We start from the raw sequence: 18,345 nt of genomic DNA on the forward strand, positions 1-18,345 counted from the left end.
CCGTGCGGTCGGTTCATCCCTCGGGGTCATGCAGCCCGGGCGCTCGTTGCCGATGACCTCGGGGACGCACCCCGACATCGAGGAGAAGCACCCGTGACCGCCACCGACGACCTCGTCGAGCGCAACCGCACCTGGTCGGCCGCCCAGGCGCCGTCCGACCTGCCCATCCAGCCGCGGCTGCACGTCGCCGTGGTCACCTGCATGGACTCGCGGCTCGACCTCTTCGACGTCCTGGGGCTGGCCCCGGGTGAGGCGCACGTGCTGCGCAACGCCGGCGGCATCGTCACCGACGACGTCGTGCGGTCGCTGGCCATCTCCCAGCGCAAGCTCGGCACCCGCGAGGTGGTGCTCGTGCACCACACCGACTGCGGCATGCAGAAGATCACCGACGACGGGTTCCGGGCCGAGCTGCAGGCCGCCAGCGGGGTCGCGCCCTCGTTCGCGATCGAGACCTTCACCGACCTCGAGGAGGACGTCGCCCAGTCGGTGCGCCGGGTGCGGCGCTCGGCGTTCCTGCTGTACCCCGAAGCGGTGCGCGGGTTCGTGCACGACGTGGCCAGCCACGAGCTGCGCGAGGTCGTGGTGCCCGGGCGGGCCGAGCGCCGCGAGCGCGACCTCGACCGCGAGCGCGGCGTCAGTCCAGTCCGCCTCGCTGCCTCTTGAGCTGCCCGCGCTGCTTCTTGGCGGTGATCCTGCGTTCCTTCGAGCCGCGGGTCGGCTTCGTCCTCCTGCGCGGCGGGGCCGGGGGCGCCAGCGCCTGACCGATGGCCATGGCCATGCGGGCGCGGGCGGCCTCGCGGTTGCGCAGCTGCTGCCGGTGCTCGGACGCCGCGATGGTGAGGACGCCGTCCACCAGCCGTGACCCGAGCCGCTCGGCGAGGCGGGCCTGCTGGTGCTCGGTCAGGCCGGGGACGTCCAGCACGTGCACCGACAGCTCGACCCGGCTGTCGGCGGTGTTGACACCCTGCCCGCCCGGGCCCGAGGAGCGGCTGAACCGCCAGCCGAGCATGCCCGCGGGCACGACCAGCCGCGGGGTGACCGGGAGGTCGCCTGCGGGGTCGTCGGTGGGCACGGCGACCAGTCTCCCGTGACCGGCAACCCGGTTGATCGGCGGACCGGAGGAGGATCGGCGTCCGTGCGCTCCTCCCTCGCCGACGCCCTGGCCGCCGGACCCGTCGTCCTGGACGGCGGGCTCTCCACCGAGCTGGAGTCCCGCGGGCACGACGTGACCAGCGCGCTGTGGTCGGCGCAGTTGCTGCGGGACGACCCGGGTGCGATCCGCGACGCCCACGCCGCCTTCGAGGCCGCCGGCGCCCAGGTGGCGACCACCGCCAGCTACCAGGCCACGGTGCCCGGCTTCACCGCCGCCGGGTTCGCCGACGCCGAGGGCCTCATCGCCCGCTCGGTGGAGCTGGCCCGGGAGGGGGCGCCGTCCTCGTGGGTCGCGGGCTCGGTGGGCCCGTACGGGGCGTACCTGGCCGACGGGTCGGAGTACACCGGCGCGTACCTCTCCTCCGTGGGCGTCGAGGAGCTGAGGGCCTTCCACCGGCCGCGGCTCCAGGTGCTCGCCGAGGCCGGCGTGGACGTGCTGGCCTGCGAGACGCTGCCCGGGGCCGCCGAGGTCGAGGCGCTGCTGGCCGAGGTGACCGCGCTCGACGTCCCCGCCTGGTTCTCGCTGTCCTCGGTCACCGGCCCGGACGGCGTGACCCGCACCCGCCGCGGCGAACCGCTGAGCGACGTCCTGGGCATGGTCCGCGGGGTCGACCAGGTGGTGGCGGTGGGCGTCAACTGCACCGATCCGGCCTCCGTCGTCCCGGCGGTGGTGTGGGCGCGGGTGGCCAGCGGCAAGCCGGTCGTCGTCTACCCCAACAGCGGCGAGACCTGGGACGCCGACGCCCGCGCGTGGACCGGGGACGCCGGGGTCGGCGACGTGTCCGCCTGGTTGTCGGCCGGTGCGCGGCTGGTCGGCGGCTGCTGCCGGGTGCGGCCGGCCCACATCGCGACCGTGGCCGGGACCGTCGGAGGGCTGCACTAGCTTCCCCGGCATGCACGAGGACTTCGACGGCCCCGAGCTCGACCCGGCGGTGTGGACACCGCACTACCTGCCGATGTGGAGCAGCCGCGCCGCGACCGCGGCCGCCTACCGCCTCGCCGACTCGCAGCTGGTGCTCTCGGTGCCGGTGGACCACCCGGTGTGGCTGCCCGAGGACCACGACCCCCCGTTGCGGGTGTCGGGCATCCAGTCCGGCAACCGGTCGGGTCCGGTCGGGTCGACGTCCGGCCAGCAGGAGGTCTTCCCCGGGCAGCGCGTGCGTGAGGAGCAGCCGCGCAGCGTCGGGCACCTGGTCTCCGCGGGGCACGTCGAGATCACCTGCGCGATGCACCTGTCGCCGCGGTCCATGGCCGCGCTGTGGTTGTGCGGCTTCGAGGAGGTGCCGGCCGAGTCCGGCGAGATCTGCGTGGTCGAGGTGTTCGGCGACGCCGTCGACCCGGGGGTCTCGGCGGAGGTGGGCATCGGCCTCAAGCCCATCCGCGATCCCCACCTGGCCGCCGACTTCGCCGCACCCCGGCTGCCGGTCGACGTCGCGGAACCGCACACGTACGCCGTCGACTGGGACGCGTCCGAGGCGGTGTTCCGGGTCGACGGCGAGGTGGTGCGCCGGTGCGCTGCACCCCCGACCTACCCGCTGCAGCTGATGGTCGCCGTCTTCGACTTCCCGGCGCGCAGCGACGGCACCGACGGGCACCTCGTACCCGAACTGGTGGTGGACGCGATCGTGTCCCGACCCGCATGAGGGAGGCTGGGGGGCACCATGACCGTCCTCTCCCCGCCTGACGGCGCCGACGCCGACACCCTGTTCACCGACTTCGCCGCCTGGGCGGAGGCCGCCGGCACCACGCTGTACCCGCACCAGGAGGAGGCGCTGATCGAGCTGGTCAGCGGCGCCAACGTGGTGCTGGCGACCCCCACCGGCTCGGGCAAGTCGCTGGTGGCCACCGGTGCGCAGTACGCCGCGATGGCGCAGGACCGGGTGAGCTTCTACACCGCGCCGATCAAGGCGCTGGTCAGCGAGAAGTTCTTCGCCCTCTGCGGGGTCTTCGGCGCGGAGAACGTCGGCATGCTCACCGGCGACGCCGCGGTCAACGCCGACGCCCCGATCATCGCCTGCACCGCCGAGATCCTGGCCAACATCGCGCTGCGCGAGGGGCCTTCCGCGGACATCGGCCTGGTCGTGATGGACGAGTTCCACTTCTACGGCGACCCCGACCGCGGCTGGGCGTGGCAGGTGCCGATCCTGGAGCTGCCGAACGCCCAGTTCCTGCTCATGTCGGCGACGCTGGGCGACACCACCGCGCTGCGCGAGGACCTCACCCGCCGCACCGGCCGGCCCACCGCGCTGGTCGCCGGGGCCGAGCGCCCGGTGCCGCTGCACTTCTCCTACGCCACCACCCCGGCGCACGAGACGATCCAGGAGCTGCTGGACACCCGGCAGGCCCCGGTCTACGTCGTGCACTTCACCCAGGCCGCCGCGCTCGAGCGGGCGCAGGCGCTGATGAGCGTGAACGTCTGCACCAAGGAGGAGAAGGCCAAGATCGCCGACCTGATCGGCGGGTTCCGGTTCTCCAGCGCCTTCGGGACGACCCTCTCGCGGTTGGTGCGGCACGGCATCGGCGTGCACCACGCCGGGATGCTCCCCAAGTACCGGCGGCTGGTCGAGCAGCTGGCGCAGGCCGGCCTGCTCAAGGTCATCTGCGGCACCGACACCCTGGGCGTGGGCATCAACGTGCCGATCCGCACGGTGGTGTTCTCCGCGCTGTCCAAGTACGACGGCACCCGGGTGCGCATGCTGTCGGCGCGGGAGTTCCACCAGATCGCCGGTCGGGCCGGGCGGGCCGGGTTCGACACGGCGGGGTACGTCGTCGTCCAGGCGCCCGACCACGAGGTCGAGAACCTCAAGCAGTTCGCCAAGGTCGCCGACGACCCGAAGAAGCGCCGCAAGCTCGTGCGCAAGAAGGTGCCCGAGGGCATGGTGCCGTGGAGCGAGGCCACCGCGCAGCGGCTGGAGACCGCCGAGCCCGAGCCGCTGACCAGCCACTTCCAGGTGACCACCGGGATGCTGCTCAACGTGCTGGCCCGCCCGGGCGACCCGGTGGCGGCGCTCGCGAAGCTGCTGACCGACAACCACGAGCCGCGCAAGCGCCAGCTGAAGCTGATCCGCGACGCGATCGGCATCGGCCGCACGCTGATCGCCGCCGAGGTGGTGGAGCGGGTGGTGCTGGACGACGGCCGGGTCACCTACCAGCTGACCGGTGACCTGCCGGCCGGGTTCGCGCTGAACCAGCAGCTCTCGACGTTCGCGCTGGCCGTCATCGACCTGCTGGACCCCGAGTCCGACACGTTCGTGGTCGACGTCGTCAGCGTCATCGAGTCGACGCTGGACGACCCCCGGCAGATCCTCGGCGCCCAGCTGAACAAGGCCCGCGGCGAGGCGGTGGCCGAGATGAAGGCCGAGGGGATCGAGTACGAGGAGCGCATGGAGCTGCTCGAGGAGGTCAGCTACCCCAAGCCGCTGGCCGAGCTGCTCGAGGCCGCGCACGAGACGTTCGTGCGCGGCAACCCGTGGGCCGCCGCGGTCCAGCCCTCGCCGAAGTCCGTCGTCCGCGACATGTGGGAGAGCGCCTACACCTTCCGCGAGCTGGTCAACGCCTACGGGCTCACCCGGTCCGAGGGTGCGGTGCTGCGCTACCTGACCGATGCCTACCGGGCGCTGCGGTCGGGGGTGCCCGCCGAGGCGCGCACCGAGGAGGTGACCGACGTCGTCGAGTGGCTCGGCGAGGTCGTGCGGCAGGTCGACTCGTCCCTGCTGGACGAGTGGGAGGAGCTGACCAACCCCTCGGACGCCGTCGACGTGCCCGCCGTCCCGGCCCGGCCGCGGCCGCTCACCGGCAACGTGCGGGCGTTCACCGCGATGGTGCGCAACGCGGTCTGGCAGCGGGTGCAGTTCTGGGCCCGCCGGCGCTGGTACGACCTGGGCGAGCTGGACGCTCCCGCGGGCTGGGACGCCGAGCGGTGGGGCGAGGTGGTGCAGGCCTACTTCGCCGAGCACGCCGAGGTGCTCACCGGCGCCGACGCGCGCGGGCCGGCCCTGTTCGTCGTCGACCGGTCGTCTGCGGGCCTCTGGAAGGTGCGGCAGATCGTCGACGACCCCGAGGGGAACCACGACTGGGGCATCGACGTCGAGGTCGACCTGGAGGCCTCCGACGAGCAGGGCGCTCCGGTGCTGCGGGTGGTCGACGCCGGCCGCAAGGACGCCTAGCCGCGTCGGGGGGCCCGGACCGGCTGTGGCATCGTCGCGGGCGATGCGGTCGTGAGCTGGTTCGAGATGCTGGCGGTGGTCGGCGCCGGCCTGGCGGCGGGCGGCATCAACGCCGTCGTCGGCTCGGGGACCCTCGTGACGTTCCCGGTGCTGCTGGCCGTCGGGCTGCCGCCGGTGACCGCGACGGTGTCGAACTCGATGGGTCTGGTGCCCGGCAACCTCACCGGGGCCCTGGGCTACCGGCACGAGTTGACCGGCCAGCGCCGCCTGCTGCTCTCGCTGTTCCCCGCCTCGGTGCTGGGTGCGCTGACCGGGGCGTTCCTGCTGCTGCACCTGCCCGCATCGGCGTTCGAGACCGTCGTACCGGTGCTGGTCGGGCTCGCGGTCGTGCTCGTGGCCACCCAGCCGCTGCTGCAGCGGTGGCTGGCGTCCCGGCGCACCGGCGCCGGCCCGGCGCCGACCGACCGGGTGGGGCCCGGCCGGACCGCTGCCCTGTTCGGCTGCGCGTACGCCACCGGCACCTACGGCGGCTACTTCGCGGCCAGCCAGGGCGTGCTGCAGATCGGGTTGTTCGGGCTGCTGCTCCCCCACTCGCTGCAGCAGCTCAACGCCCTGAAGAACGTGCTGACGCTGGGGGTGAACGCGGTCGCCGCCCTCACCTACGTCGTGGTCGCCGCCGACCGCATCGACTGGCGCGCCGCGGGGCTGGTCGCAGCGGGTTCGCTGGTGGGCGGCTTCCTGGGCGGCCGGTACGGACGCCGGCTGCCCTCGTGGCTGCTGCGCTCGCTCATCGTGGTGGTCGGCGTCGTCGCGATCGTGGTGCTGGTGACCCGGTGACCGCCCTGGAGTGGGTGCTGCTGCTGGCCGCCGGCGTGGGCGGTGGGCTGACCGGGTCGATCGCCGGGCTCGCCTCGCTGGTCAGCTACCCGGCGCTGCTGGCGGCCGGGCTGCCGCCGGTGACCGCCAACGTCACCAACACCGTGGCGCTGGTGTTCAACGGGGTGGGGTCGGTGAGTGCCTCGCGACCCGAGCTCGTCGGTCAGGCACGCCGGCTGGTGCCGCTGTCGGTCGCCGCTCTGCTGGGCGGTGTCACCGGCACCGTGCTGCTGCTGGTCACCCCGGCCGGCGGGTTCGAGCGGATCGTGCCCTTCCTCATCGCCGGGGCGTCGGTGGCGATCCTGGTGCAGCGACCCCCGCGTGAACTGGCCGCCGAGGGGGCCCGGGAGTCGCACGGGTCGCCCTGGGGCCTGGCGCTCGGGGTCTACGCCATCGCGATCTACGGCGGCTACTTCGGCGCGGCGGCCGGCGTCCTCATGCTGGCGATGTTCCTGCTGACCACGGGCACCACCGTGCCCCGCGGGAACGCGGCCAAGAACGTGCTGCTGTTCGTGGCCAACCTGGTCGCCGCGGTCGGGTTCGCCCTGTTCGCCGAGGTGGCGTGGGCGGCGATGCTGCCGCTGGCCATCGGGTTCTTCGTCGGGGGCCGGCTGGGTCCGCGCGTGGTGCGCCGGGTCGACGGCACCTGGTTGCGCCGGGTCATCGCCGTCCTCGGGCTGGGTCTGGCGATCAAGTTGGGGTTCGACGCGTTCAGCTGAGGACGGCGGCCAGCGCGCGCAGCGACTGGGCGACGATGCCGGGGTTGGTGTCCCGGTGGTACGGCAGCGCGATCACCGCCTGGCTGATCACCCACCCGCGGGCCCGGGCGACGGTCGCGTCGTCCTGACCGTGCAGGAACCGGTCGGGACGGCGGAACAGGTGCCAGGCCGGCACGAGGTCGGCCGCCGGGTCGCCGGTGGTGAGGGAGCCCCAGTCGATGACCGCCGACACCCGCCCCTCGTGCACCAGGACGTTGCCGGGCAGCAGGTCACCGTGCAGCCAGACGTCCTCGCCCCAGCCGGGTGCCGCCACGGCGTCGGTCCAGGTCGCCAGCGTGCGGGGGCCGTCGACCGCACTGCCCAGGACGGCGACGCACTCCCGGACCTCGTCGTCCCGCTCCGCGAGCGGCCCACCCCTGCTCCGCGGCCTGCGCGGCGGTGCCGTGTCCGTCGGGACGGCGTGCAGGGCCGCGACGAAGTGGGCCAGGAGGTCGGCGTCCTGGTCGCCGAGCCGTTGCCGCACCGGGTGGCCGGGCAACCACTCCCAGACCGACCAGGCGTACGGGTAGCCGTGCGCGGGTCGCCCCGTCGCCCGGTGCTGCGGCACCGCCAGCGGCAGGTGCGGGCCGAGCACCGGCAGCCAGCGGCGCTCGGCCTCGGCCTGCCCGGTCGCCCAACCCACCACCGGCAACCGGACGACGAGGTCGTCGCCCAACCGGTGCACGTCGTGGTCGGTGTCGTGGTGCTCGACCCGGGTCATCGGGCGGTCGGCCCACTGCGGGAACTGCTCGTCGACCAGCTGTCGCACGAGTGCAGGCGTCGCGATGACCTGGTCGGGGTGCATGCGCGCTGACATCGCCGCCAGCTTTGCGTGCTGCGCGGCGGGCGGCCACCGAATTCGTCGCTCGTCTCCTGGCCCGGCAGACCGCTGCCACGGGAGTCGCGACTTCTTTCCTTGCAAGGCGAACATGGTCAAGACCCGCAGCTGATCTGTGGACAACCCGCTGACCTGTGCATTCACCTCGCCGACAGCGACCCGTTCCGGTAGACTTCGAACACACATTCGAACACGACGGTCGGGAGGGTGACGTGCAGCAGGCGGTGGTGGGCACCCGGTTCGGGTTGTCGCTGGGCATCGCCCAGGTGGAGGTGTTCGCCTCGGCTGCGGCGAAGGCTGCGGTGCTGGAGGCCGAGCGGGCCGCGCAGGTCGCGGCTGGTCTGCCGCTGGATGTGGTGCACCGGCCGATGCGGTTGTCCGAGCTGCTGGTCACCTCTGCCACGACCCGGGCGGGGGTGCAGGCGGTGTTGGCTGACGTGGCCGAGGCCCAGGCCGAATTGCATGCCCTGCAGGCCGCCGCCATCTCCCGGCTGGCCGAGCTGCAGCCGGCGCAGACGGTGCTGCCCGGTGCCCGCGACGACGACCCGGCCGACCCGGATCGTCCCGACGACTGGGTGGCTGACGAGGTCGCGGTCGTGCTGGGCATCAGCGTGGGGTCGGCGTCGACGTTGGTGGCCAAGCAGCGGGCGCTGTTCGAGCAGCTGCCAGCGGTGTGGGTGGCGCTGGCCGACGGCCGGATCGACGTCCGCCGCGCCCAGGTGCTCGTCGATGCCCTGGCCGACCGCAAGCAGTCCGCCGGTGGCGGTCTGCCCGACGACGTGGTCGACGCCATCGCCGCCCAGGGTCTCGGGTGGATCGGCGAGGGCATCGGCCCCACGCCGCTCACCGACCGGATCGCCGGTGCCGTCATCGCCGCCGACCCGGCCGAGGCCGACCGCCGTGCCGAGCGCCGCAAGCGCCGGCAGAACGTCACCAGCCTGAGCCAGGGCGACGGCCTGGCCTCGCTGCGCACCGACCACGCTGATGCCGCCGACGTCGCCGAGCAGCTCGAGGTCATCGACGCCCTGGCCGCGAGCATGCGCAAGGGCGGGGACAAGCGCCCGATGGGTCAGCTCCGGGTCGCCGCCCACCACCAGCTGATCACCCGCCCCTGGCAGCCCTTGCCCGATGACGTCGCAGCTGCCCGCGGGCAGCTACGAATGCGCGTGGACCTGGCCGACCTGGACCACCTCGGCCCGGTGGCGAATCCACGGGACGACCCGACGACCACCGCCGCAGCCACCGTGGACCCGCCGGCCGACGACCTGCCGGTGTCAGCGCCCGGTGCCGGGTCGGGGATCGGGTCCATCGGTGGGCTGACGGTGTCCCCGGTGGCGGTCGCCGAGCTGCTGGCCCGCTACGAGGCGCTGCTGGTCACCGGACCTCGCGGGTGGGTCGACGGCGGGCAGGTGTGGTTCGAGATCACCGACGCCACCGGCCGGCTGCAGGCGCTCACCTCACCGGCCCAGGCCCGCGCCGCGGTTCGCCGCGGCACCGGGTTGGGCCCGCCACCGGCGGTTGACCGGTACAGCCCCAGCGCCGACCAGGTCCGCTTCGTCAAGGCCCGCGACCAGCACTGCCGGTTCCCTGGCTGCCACCGGCCCGCCGAGTACGTCGACCTCGACCACGTCACCGCCTACGACCACGACAACCCCACCGCCGGCGGACGAACCTGCGTCACCAACCTGGTCTGCCTGTGCCGACGACACCACCGGCTCAAGACCCACGCCCCCGGCTGGCACTTCGCCATCGACCCCGACGGCACCCTGCACGTCACCCCACCCGGCGGACGCACCCGCACCACCAAGCCCGCATGCATCGCCGAGGCCGACATGTCGACACGGGGCCACCTCGACACCCTCACCGACCTCCTAGGCCCCACCCCGAAGCGCTACCGCACCCCCACACCTGAACAACGCGCCGCAAGGCGAACGGCCGCAGTCGAACGAGCACGGCTGGCCGCAGACATCGAGGCCGAGCTCGACGCAGCCCTCGCCCGCCGCGCCGACGGGAGCCGACCTGCCGGGGGCCGGGAGCCCTCGCCGGGAGCTGCCGCGAACCAGGCGCCGGTTGCCGACGGGCCGACGGCGGTCCAGGACGACGAGCCGCCGCCCTTCTGAGCCGAACCAGCGCGCGGACGATCGCGTGCCGATCCGGGTGACGCGACGTGGTTGTCGCACTGCGACTCATCGCGCGACGAGCCGGCGACCGCCACGGGGAGCTCGCGCAGGACGGAGCGGTCGTCCGGGTCCGGGCGCCACTGGGTGGAGTCGGCAATCGCAGGGGGCTCGGTCACCGCAGAGCGGTTCGGTCACCGCAGGACCCGACCAGATCGCTGCGCGGTGATCGATGCCGTGCCCGGCGACGGGGAGGCCGGGCGGGTGCTCAGCCCAGGGCGGCGATGGCGGCGACGGTGGTGGTGACCCGGGCGATCAGCGGGAAGACGCGGGCCACGGCGAACTCGTGCATGACCGCGTCCACACTGCTGGTGGCGTCCTCGGCCACGACGACCGCGTAGCCGTGCTCGTACGCCGACCGCGCGGTGGACTCGATCCCCATGTTGGTGGCCAGACCGGCCAGCAGCACGGTCTCCACGGACCGCTTCCGCAGCTCGGCGTCCAGGTCGGTCTCGTGGAAGGCGTCCCACCCGCGCTTCACCACCAGGACGTCGCCCAGCGGCCGCAGCTCGTCGACGACCTCGCCCAGGGCGGGCCCGCCGGCGCGCCGCTGCACATCCGCGTCCGTCGGCGGCGCGGTCCCCTCGCGGGCCTCGACCCGCACCAGCACCACCGGCGCCGACACCGCCCGGAAGGCCTCGGCCAGCTGCACCGCGTTCTCCAGCACCGTGTCCGCCGGGTGCGGTCCGACGTCCCGGCTCACCACCCCCCGCTGCAGGTCCACGAGCACGAGCGCAGTGCTGGCGGGGTCCAACGACGAGACGGGCACGGGCAACCTCCACGGCACGGACGGACGGCCCCGAGCCTGCCACCACCCACCGACACCGACCGGGCCGAGGTGGCACGGTGACCGGGTGACCCTGCTCGAGGACGCCGTCGGGGCCAACGTGGCGTGGTGCGCGCGGGTGTCCGGCGGCCCCGGCACCGAGCCCCACCCGGGGTGCTGGCTGGCACCGCCGGACCCTCCCCCGTTCTTCCCCGACCTGGTCACCCTCCGGCCGCTGGTGTCCGCCACGGACGTGGCCGCGGCACTGCGGGACCGTCCGGTCTGCTCGGTGAAGGACAGCTGGGCGGACGTCGACCTCACGTCGAGCGGGTTCCGGATGCTGCTCGAGGCGACGTGGATCGGCCGGGCGGCGGCAGGCGAGCCGGCGGCAGCACCCACCGGGTGGGGCACCGTGACGACCCCCGCCGAGCTCGGGGCCTGGAGCGTCGCGGCGGGTCTGCCGGAGTCGCTGCCCGTCGCGCTGCTGGACGCACCGGAGGTCGCCGTCCTCGCCCGGCGCCGGGCCGGTCGGCTGGTGGCGGGGGCCACGGCGAACCGGTGGCGGGGCGCCGTGGGGCTGACGAACGTCGCCGGCGACGACCCCTGGGCCGACCTGCTGGCGATGCACGCCGGCGCCGACGTGACCGGCTACGAGCACGGGGACGAGCTGGTGGCCGCGTGCGCGGCCGGCATGGTCCCGCTCGGGCCGCTGCGGATCTGGGTCAGGCAGAGCCCTTCGGACGGGCCCGCAGGTGCATCCGCTCCCCCTGCTTGCTGAACAGCGCCAGCAGCTCGACCGGGTGGCCGTCGGCGCTGCCGAACCAGTGCGGGGTGCGGGTGTCGAACTCCGCCGCCTCACCCCGCCCCAGCACCAGGTCGTGCTCGGCCAGCACGAGGCGCAGGCGACCGGCGAGCACGTAGAGCCAGTCGTAGCCCTCGTGGGTCTTCTGGTCGGGCTCACCCCGCTCGCCCCCGGCGGGCAGCAGCAGCTTGTAGGCCTGCAGCCCGCCGGGCTGGGTCGACAGCGGCCACATCGTCATGCCGTGCATCTGCACCGGCGTGGCCCGCACCCGCGGGTCGCCCACCGGCGGCGCGCCGACCAGCTCGTCCAGTGGCACCCCGTGGGCCCGCGCGATCGGCAGCAGCAGCTCCAGGGTCGGCTTGCGCCCGCCGGACTCCAGCCGCGACAGCGTGCTCACCGAGATCCCGGTGGTGGCCGACAGCGCGGTCAGCGTGAGGTCCCGCCGCTGGCGCAGCGCCCTCAGCCGGGGCCCCACCCCGGCGAGCACCGACGAGTCGGTCGACGTGTCGACTCCTCGACTCACAGCAACCTCCGCGTCCCCGGTGCCACCACCCGCAACCAGCGGAACCCGTACCCCTCCAGCGGCACCTCGGCGCGGCCTCGCTCGTCCAGCGCCGTGGTGCCCTCCACCAGCAGGTCGGCCAGCAGGTGCTCGGCGCCGCACCCGTCGAGCGCCACCGGCACGACCACGGGCTCGGCCCCCAGGTTGTGCAGCGCGAGCAGCGCCCCGTCGTCCCACGAGCACAGGTGCGCCAGGACGGCGGTGTGCGGCTGGTCCAGCACCTCGAAGGACCCCCACCCGAGCTCGGGGCACTCCTTCCGGCGCGCGATCAGCAGCCGGAAGAACGTCAGCAGCGAGTCCGGGTCCTTGCGCTGGTCGGCGACGTTGACGAACTCCGGCCCGTAGCCACCGGTGACCACGGGGCCGGGCAGCCTCGAGGCACGGGCCCGGGAGAAGCCGCCGTTGGTCCCCGACGTCCACTGCATGGGCGTGCGCACGGCGAGCCGGCTGCCCACCGACAGCTGCTCCCCCATGCCGATCTCCTCGCCGTAGAAGATCGTCGGGGTGCCGGGCAGCGAGAACAGCAGGCTGTAGACCAGCCGGATCCGTCGGGGGTCGCCGCCGAGCATCGGGGGCAGCCGGCGGATCAGGCCGCGGTCGTAGATCTGCATCTCGGGCTCGGGGCCGAAGGCGGCGAAGACCTCCTGCCGCTCGTCCTCGGTCAGCTTGTCCAGCGTCAGCTCGTCGTGGTTGCGCACGAACGTCGCCCACTGCGACTCCGGCGCCGTGGCCGGCCGACCGGTCAGCGCACGCGCCAGCGGACCGGCGTCGCCGCGGGCCAGCGACAGGTAGGTCGCCTGCATCCCGATGAAGTCGAACTGCATCGTCAGCTCGTCGCCGTCGGTGCCGCCGTAGAACTCCAGCTGCTCGTCGAAGGGCAGGTTGACCTCGCCGAGCAGGATCCCGCCGTTGGTCCGCCGGTCCAGGAACGCCCGGATGTCGCGCAGGTAGGCGTGCGGGTCGGGCAGGCGGTCGGCCTCGGCCGTCGAGGTGCCGGCGGTGTCCAGCAGGAACGGGACGGCGTCCATGCGGAAGCCGTCGATGCCCAGCTGGGTCCAGAACCCGACGATCTTGGCGATCTCGTCGCGGACCAGCGGGTTCGTGACGTTCAGGTCGGGCTGGGTCTTGTAGAACTGGTGCAGGTAGTACTCGCCGGTCTTCTCGTCCAGCTCCCAGATCGAGTCCTCCTGGTCGGGGAACACGACCTGGTCGCTGGTGTCCGGCGGGGTGTCCGAGCGCCAGACGTACCAGTCGCGGTACGGGTTGTCGGTGGACCTCCGCGACTCCTTGAACCACGGGTGCTGGTCGGAGGTGTGGTTGACCACCAGGTCGACGATCACCCGCAGCCCGCGGTCGTGCGCGGTGCGGATCAGCTCGACCACGTCGCCGTGGGTGCCCAGCCGCGGGTCGACGCCGTAGAAGTCGGTGATGTCGTACCCGTCGTCCCGCTCGGCGGTCGGGTAGAAGGGCATCAGCCACAGGCAGGTGACGCCCAGGTCGACCAGGTGGTCCAGCCGCTGCACCAGCCCGGGGAAGTCGCCGGTGCCGTCGTCGTCCCAGTCCATGTAGGTCTCGACGTCCAGGCAGTACAGGACGGCGTTCTTCCACCACAGGTCCGCGGTGTCGCTGACCCTCACGCGTGCAGGTCCGGGTCGGTCATGGCCTGTGTCTATCGGGTACCCGCCGCTCCGGCGACCTGGGTGTGCGGGAGGCTGCCCACGTGCCCGGCTACCTCCCCCTCCGCGGCTGGACCAGCACGCCCGCGCCGGGCGAGCCCGGCTGGCTCGACGTCACCGACGGCGCCGGCGTGCAGCGCGCCCGGGTCTCCGGCCTGCGCCGCCGACGGACGACGGCCGCGGCGCGGCAGACCCTGACCGTGCACCTGCCCGACGGGTCGACCACGCCGCTGCGCAACGGCACCCGCTGGTGGGGCACCCGCCGGGCCCGCACCCGGGGTCTGCTCACCCTGGGCGGGGTCTCCTACGTGCTGCAGCACCGCACCGGGCGGCGGGCCCGGGTGCTGCGGGACGGCGCCTGGCTGTCCACGCTGCTGCGGTCGGCGCCCGGCCCGGCGATCGAGGTGCGTGCGCCGCACACCCCCGACGACGAGCTGGCCACCGCGTTGTTCGCCCACGTCCTGCGCCCCGGCCGGGCCAGCGTGCTGGGCGGGGTCGCCGAGGTCCTGGCGTCCGGCCCCTGACGCACCCGGCCCTGGCAGACTGGGTGCGTGCTGCCCGCCGACGTCGACCTGCCCGTGCGCGCGGTGCTGCCCGAGCTGCTGGCCGCCCTGGCCGACCACGGCAGCGCCGTGCTGGTCGCTCCCCCGGGCACCGGGAAGACCACGCTGGTGCCGCTGGCCCTCGCCGCGACCGGCACCGTGCTGGTCGCCGAGCCGCGCCGGGTGGCCGCCCGAGCCGCGGCCCGGCGGATGGCATCGCTGCTCGGCGAGCCGGTCGGGCAGCGGGTCGGGTTCAGCGTGCGCGGGGAGTCCCGGCGCTCGGCGGCCACCCGGGTCGAGGTGGTGACGACGGGGTTGCTGCTGCGCCGGCTGCAGGCCGACCCGGAGCTGCCCGGCGTCGACGCCGTGGTGCTCGACGAGGTGCACGAGCGGCAGACCGACACCGACCTGGCCCTGGCGTTCGCCCTCGACGTCCGGGCCACCCTGCGGCCCGAGCTGCAGCTGCTGGCGATGTCCGCGACCGCCCAGGCCGACCGGCTGGCCGCCCTGCTCGGCGGGGCCCCCGTGGTCGAGGCCACCGGGGCGCTGTTCGACGTCGGGGTCCTGTGGTGCCCGCCGACCCCGCCCGTGCAGCCACCCCTGGGCACCCGGGTCGACCCCCGGCTGCTGGACGCCGTCGCCGACACCGTGCGGCGGGCGCTGGCCGAGACCGCCCACGACGTGCTGGTGTTCCTGCCAGGCGCGGCGGAGATCGGCGGGGTGCAGCGCCGGCTGGGCGGGCTGGACGTCGACGTCCGTCCGCTGCACGGCCGGCTGCCCGCGGCCGAGCAGGACGCCGCTCTCACCCCCGGCCCGCGGCGGCGGGTGGTGCTGGCCACCGACGTCGCCGAGTCCAGCCTGACCGTGCCCGGTGTCCGGGTGGTCGTCGACGCCGGCCTGGCCCGCACCCCGCGGGTCGACCTGTCCCGCGGGCTGGGCGCCCTGGTCACCGTGCCGGCCTCCCAGGCCGCGGCCACCCAGCGGGCCGGCCGGGCCGGGCGCGAGGGCCCGGGCCGGGTCTACCGGTTGTGGTCCGAGGCCGAGCATGCCCGCCGGCCGGCTGCCCCCGAGCCGGAGATGGCCACCGCCGACCTCACCCAGGTCGCCCTCGAGCTGGCCTCCTGGGGCGCGCGGGGCGGGGTCGGGCTGGCACTGCTGGACCCGCCGCCCGCGGCCGCGATGACCGTCGCCGGGCAGACCCTGCGCACCCTGGGGGCCGTCGACGAGCACGGGCGGGTCACCGACCGCGGCCGCCGGCTGTCCTCCGTGGGAGCCCACCCCCGCCTGGCCCGCGCGCTGCTCGACGGCGCCCCCCTGGTCGGCCGCCGGCGGGCCGCCGAGGTGGTCGCGCTGCTCTCGACCGACAGCAGCCCGCGCTCGGACGACCTGGTCGCCGCCCTCCGCGAGGCCCGGCAGGGGCACGGGCCCTGGCGCGACGAGGTCGCCCGGCTCGAGCGCGCCGTCCCCGACTCCCGCCGCACCGACGTCCCCGACGACACCGCCGCCGGGCTCGTCACGGCGCTGGCGCACCCGGAGTGGCTGGCCCGGCGCCGGCCGCGCACCGAGCGCACCTACCTGCTGGCGGCCGGCACCGGCGCCGAGCTCCCCCCGGGCACCGCGCTGGCCGGCGCCGGGTGGATCGCGGTCGCCGCCGCCGACCGGGCCCCGGGCCGCCGCGACGCCCGGGTGCGGCTGGCCGTCGCCGTGGACCAGGCGACCGCCCTCGAGATCGGCGAGCACACCGACGGCCCGGAGGTCGTCTGGCGGGACGGCGACGTGCGGGCCGCCCGGGTCGAGCGGCTCGGCGCGATCGTGCTGACCGAGCGGCCGTTGCCGGACCCCGACCCCGACCTGGTCGCCGCCGCGGTGGCCGAGGGACTGCGCGCCGAGGGCCTCGCGCTGCTGCGGTGGAGCCCGGCCGCCACGTCGCTGCGCGAGCGGCTGGCCGCCGCCCACGCGGGGCTCGGCGAGCCCTGGCCCGCGGTGGACGACGCAGCGCTGCGCTCCGCCCTCGGCGCCACCCCGCAGGTGCGTGCCGCCCGCAGCCGCGCCGACCTGCGCCGGCTGGACGTCGTCGCCGCGCTGCGGGCCCTGGTGCCGTGGCAGGTCGCCGGCACGCTCGAGGACGTCGTCCCCGAGAAGGTGGTGGTGCCCGGCGGCACCGGCCACCGGGTCGACTACGCCAACCCGGAGAGCCCGACGGCGTCGATGCGGGTGCAGGAGGCGTTCGGCTGGGCCGACACCCCGGTGGTCGCCGGTCGCCCGCTGCGGCTGGAGCTGCTGTCGCCGGCCCGCCGCGTCGTGGCCACCACGGGTGACCTGGGTGGGTTCTGGACCACCGGCTACCCCGCGGTGCGCAGCGAGCTCAAGGGGCGGTACCCCAAGCACCCCTGGCCCGAGGACCCGGCCCGGGCCGTGCCCACCCGCCGGGCCAGGCCCCGGCCCTGAGTGACACCGGTCCTACGAGGATGATCGCCGCGTGCAGAGACGACACGTGGACGCCGACATCTCCCGCTCCTGGCTGCTGGTCAACGGCGCCCGCGACCACGCGGAGTTCGACGAGAAGCTGGCCTCGCGGGCCGACCAGGTCATCCTCGACATCGAGGACGCCGTCGACCCCAAGGCGAAGCCGCAGGCACGCGCCTCGGTCGTGGAGTACCTCTCCGCCGAGCGCGACCGCCCGGCGTGGGTGCGCATCAACGACCACTCGACCCCGTTCTGGGCCGACGACGTCACCGCCCTGGCCGGCCTGCCGGGCCTGGCCGGCGTGATGCTGGCCAAGACCGAGGCCGCCGAGCACGTCACCGAGACCTACGACCGCCTCGGCGGGTCCACCCGGGTGCTGGCGCTGGTCGAGTCCGCGCTGGGCATCGAGGAGGCCGTGCGCATCGCCTCGGCCCGCGGTGCGTTCCGGCTGGCCTTCGGGTCCGGCGACTACCGCCGCGACACCGGCACCGCCGCCGACGACCTCGCCATGGCCTACCCGCGCTCCCGCCTGGTCGTGGGCAGCCGCATCGGCGGGCTGCCCGGCCCGATCGACGGCCCGACCGTCGGCTCCAGCCACGGCGTGCTGCGCGAGGCCACCGGCGTCACCGTGTCCCTCGGGCTGACCGGCAAGCTCTGCCTGGACGTCGAGCAGCTGCCGGTCATCAACGAGGTCATCAGCCCCACGCCCTCCGACGTCGCGTGGGCCACCGACTTCCTGGCCGACTTCGACGCCCGCGGCCAGGTCATCCGCGACGGCAGCGACCTGCCCCGCCTGGGCCGGGCCCGCAAGATCACCACGCTGGCCACAGCGCTGGGCATCCAGCCCGCCTGAGACGGGTCCCGCAGCTCAGCGCAGCAGCTCCAGCACCGCGGCGGGGTCGGTGGCGACGTCGGTGTGCAGGCCGGCGCCGTCGCCGACCACCCGCCAGCCCCGCCGGCCGGCCTCCTCGGCGTCGGCGTCGTAGGCCCGCGAGAGGTGCACGAAGGTGACGTCGTCGTGCGGCCACACCTCGGGCACCGGCACCGGCTCGTCGTAGAGGTCCAGCGGCAGGGACGGCGCCTCGGCGGTGATCTCGGCCCGCAGCGCGTCGTCGGGCACCAGGTCGGCCATCGCGTCGGGCCCCCACCAGGTCGGCCACGGCGCGATCCGGCCGTCCCGGGCGAGCGCCGCGACCGCCGTCCGCAGCCCGACCGACGGGAGCGTCACCCCGGTGGCGGCCGGCACGACCGCGTCCACCCACACCACACGCGACGCCCCCACCGCGGCCGCCACCTGCGGCAGGACGACGCCCGCACCGGAGTACCCCAGGACGGCGTCGACCGGCGCCGCGCCGTCGAACGCCGAGCAGTACCCGTGGGCCTCCGCGGTGTAGGCCGACCACCACCCCGGCCCGGTCTCGACGGTGTGCCGCAGGTCCGGGACGGCGACCTGGTCGCCCCGGGCCCGCAGGGCGCGGGCCAGCGGGCGCAGGACCGCCGCGCTGAGCAGCGGCGGGTGGCACAGCAACCAGCTCGTCATGCCCGTCATCACACCCCGGGGACG

17 protein-coding genes are annotated in these 18,345 nt (G+C 74.8%); 11 read left to right on the forward strand and 6 right to left on the reverse strand.

From position 1 onward, the window contains the following. Positions 1–93: 93 nt before the first annotated feature. Positions 94–663, forward strand: a complete 570-nt coding sequence (locus BLS67_RS25085) for a beta-class carbonic anhydrase (protein WP_091249790.1) — start codon at positions 94–96, stop codon at positions 661–663. On the opposite strand, the gene arfB is transcribed toward BLS67_RS25085, so the two are convergent. Further along, the gene (arfB, locus tag BLS67_RS21435) at positions 635–1,072 is read right to left on the reverse strand and encodes an alternative ribosome rescue aminoacyl-tRNA hydrolase ArfB (RefSeq protein ID WP_091249792.1); all 438 of its coding nucleotides are present in this window, start codon (positions 1,070–1,072) and stop codon (positions 635–637) included. The genes BLS67_RS25085 and arfB overlap by 29 nt on opposite strands. A gap of 63 nt (positions 1,073–1,135) precedes the next feature. Here arfB and mmuM point away from each other — a divergent pair, with 63 nt between their 5' ends. From mmuM to BLS67_RS21460, 5 genes are read left to right on the forward strand one after another with little or no spacing between them, the layout of a single operon-like run. After that, the gene (gene mmuM / locus BLS67_RS21440; protein ID WP_091249795.1) at positions 1,136–2,035 is read left to right on the forward strand and encodes a homocysteine S-methyltransferase; all 900 of its coding nucleotides are present in this window, start codon (positions 1,136–1,138) and stop codon (positions 2,033–2,035) included. Positions 2,036–2,045: 10 nt separating this feature from the next. Beyond that, positions 2,046–2,795, forward strand: coding sequence for a glycoside hydrolase family 16 protein (locus BLS67_RS21445; protein ID WP_091249799.1), 750 nt, complete (start codon positions 2,046–2,048; stop codon positions 2,793–2,795). An 18-nt stretch (positions 2,796–2,813) separates the two neighbouring features. Beyond that, the gene (locus tag BLS67_RS21450; RefSeq protein WP_091249802.1) at positions 2,814–5,318 is read left to right on the forward strand and encodes a DEAD/DEAH box helicase; all 2,505 of its coding nucleotides are present in this window, start codon (positions 2,814–2,816) and stop codon (positions 5,316–5,318) included. 51 nt (positions 5,319–5,369) lie between these two features. Continuing rightward, entirely contained in the window at positions 5,370–6,155 is a 786-nt protein-coding gene (locus BLS67_RS21455; RefSeq protein WP_091249805.1) for a sulfite exporter TauE/SafE family protein, read from the forward strand. Beyond that, on the forward strand, positions 6,152–6,913 hold the full coding sequence (locus BLS67_RS21460) for a sulfite exporter TauE/SafE family protein (protein WP_091249808.1): 762 nt from the start codon (positions 6,152–6,154) through the stop codon (positions 6,911–6,913). Before BLS67_RS21455 ends, BLS67_RS21460 begins: the two co-directional genes overlap by 4 nt. Here the strand turns inward: BLS67_RS21460 and BLS67_RS21465 are convergent. After that, positions 6,906–7,769: an aminoglycoside phosphotransferase family protein gene (locus tag BLS67_RS21465; RefSeq protein WP_091249813.1), complete on the reverse strand. Its 864-nt coding sequence runs from the start codon at positions 7,767–7,769 to the stop codon at positions 6,906–6,908. The genes BLS67_RS21460 and BLS67_RS21465 overlap by 8 nt on opposite strands. Positions 7,770–8,002: 233 nt before the next feature. Between BLS67_RS21465 and BLS67_RS21470 the strand changes: the two genes are divergently transcribed. Beyond that, on the forward strand, positions 8,003–9,910 hold the full coding sequence (locus BLS67_RS21470) for an HNH endonuclease signature motif containing protein (RefSeq protein ID WP_091249817.1): 1,908 nt from the start codon (positions 8,003–8,005) through the stop codon (positions 9,908–9,910). Between the two features lie 265 nt (positions 9,911–10,175). On the opposite strand, the gene BLS67_RS21475 is transcribed toward BLS67_RS21470, so the two are convergent. Next, positions 10,176–10,736, reverse strand: a complete 561-nt coding sequence (locus BLS67_RS21475; RefSeq protein WP_091249819.1) for an isochorismatase family protein — start codon at positions 10,734–10,736, stop codon at positions 10,176–10,178. 85 nt (positions 10,737–10,821) lie between these two features. Here BLS67_RS21475 and BLS67_RS21480 point away from each other — a divergent pair, with 85 nt between their 5' ends. Then, entirely contained in the window at positions 10,822–11,511 is a 690-nt protein-coding gene (locus BLS67_RS21480; RefSeq protein WP_091249822.1) for a hypothetical protein, read from the forward strand. On the opposite strand, the gene BLS67_RS21485 is transcribed toward BLS67_RS21480, so the two are convergent. Further along, positions 11,456–12,058: a helix-turn-helix domain-containing protein gene (locus BLS67_RS21485; protein WP_091249825.1), complete on the reverse strand. Its 603-nt coding sequence runs from the start codon at positions 12,056–12,058 to the stop codon at positions 11,456–11,458. The genes BLS67_RS21480 and BLS67_RS21485 overlap by 56 nt on opposite strands. Then, positions 12,055–13,734 carry an alpha-amylase family protein gene (locus BLS67_RS21490; protein ID WP_091249828.1) on the reverse strand — a complete coding sequence of 560 codons (1,680 nt, stop codon included), beginning with the start codon at positions 13,732–13,734 and terminating at the stop codon, positions 12,055–12,057. The genes BLS67_RS21485 and BLS67_RS21490 overlap by 4 nt, the downstream gene beginning before the upstream one ends. A gap of 83 nt (positions 13,735–13,817) precedes the next feature. Here BLS67_RS21490 and BLS67_RS21495 point away from each other — a divergent pair, with 83 nt between their 5' ends. The 3 genes from BLS67_RS21495 to BLS67_RS21505 are packed head-to-tail and all read left to right on the forward strand — an operon-like array spanning position 13,818 to position 17,634. Beyond that, the gene (locus BLS67_RS21495; protein ID WP_131801816.1) at positions 13,818–14,297 is read left to right on the forward strand and encodes a hypothetical protein; all 480 of its coding nucleotides are present in this window, start codon (positions 13,818–13,820) and stop codon (positions 14,295–14,297) included. A 27-nt stretch (positions 14,298–14,324) separates the two neighbouring features. Then, positions 14,325–16,763: an ATP-dependent helicase HrpB gene (hrpB, locus tag BLS67_RS21500; RefSeq protein ID WP_207500794.1), complete on the forward strand. Its 2,439-nt coding sequence runs from the start codon at positions 14,325–14,327 to the stop codon at positions 16,761–16,763. A gap of 31 nt (positions 16,764–16,794) precedes the next feature. After that, a complete protein-coding gene (locus tag BLS67_RS21505; RefSeq protein WP_091249833.1) occupies positions 16,795–17,634 on the forward strand; it encodes an HpcH/HpaI aldolase/citrate lyase family protein in 840 nt (279 codons plus the stop codon). 15 nt (positions 17,635–17,649) lie between these two features. On the opposite strand, the gene BLS67_RS21510 is transcribed toward BLS67_RS21505, so the two are convergent. Beyond that, positions 17,650–18,321, reverse strand: coding sequence for a hypothetical protein (locus BLS67_RS21510; protein WP_091249837.1), 672 nt, complete (start codon positions 18,319–18,321; stop codon positions 17,650–17,652). Positions 18,322–18,345: the final 24 nt, after the last annotated feature.

Origin of the sequence: Klenkia soli (assembly GCF_900103975.1) — a bacterium.
GTDB lineage: Bacteria > Actinomycetota > Actinomycetes > Mycobacteriales > Geodermatophilaceae > Klenkia > Klenkia soli.

What these genes read in the sequence shown, in the direction of transcription:
- BLS67_RS21445 (WP_091249799.1), top strand. Translation starts at nt 2,046, where the DNA reads ATGCACGAGGACTTCGACGGCCCCGAGCTCGACCCGGCGGTGTGGACA.
- BLS67_RS21450 (WP_091249802.1), top strand. Translation starts at nt 2,814, where the DNA reads ATGACCGTCCTCTCCCCGCCTGACGGCGCCGACGCCGACACCCTGTTC.
- BLS67_RS21465 (WP_091249813.1), bottom strand. Translation starts at nt 7,769, where the DNA reads ATGTCAGCGCGCATGCACCCCGACCAGGTCATCGCGACGCCTGCACTC.
- BLS67_RS21510 (WP_091249837.1), bottom strand. Translation starts at nt 18,321, where the DNA reads ATGACGAGCTGGTTGCTGTGCCACCCGCCGCTGCTCAGCGCGGCGGTC.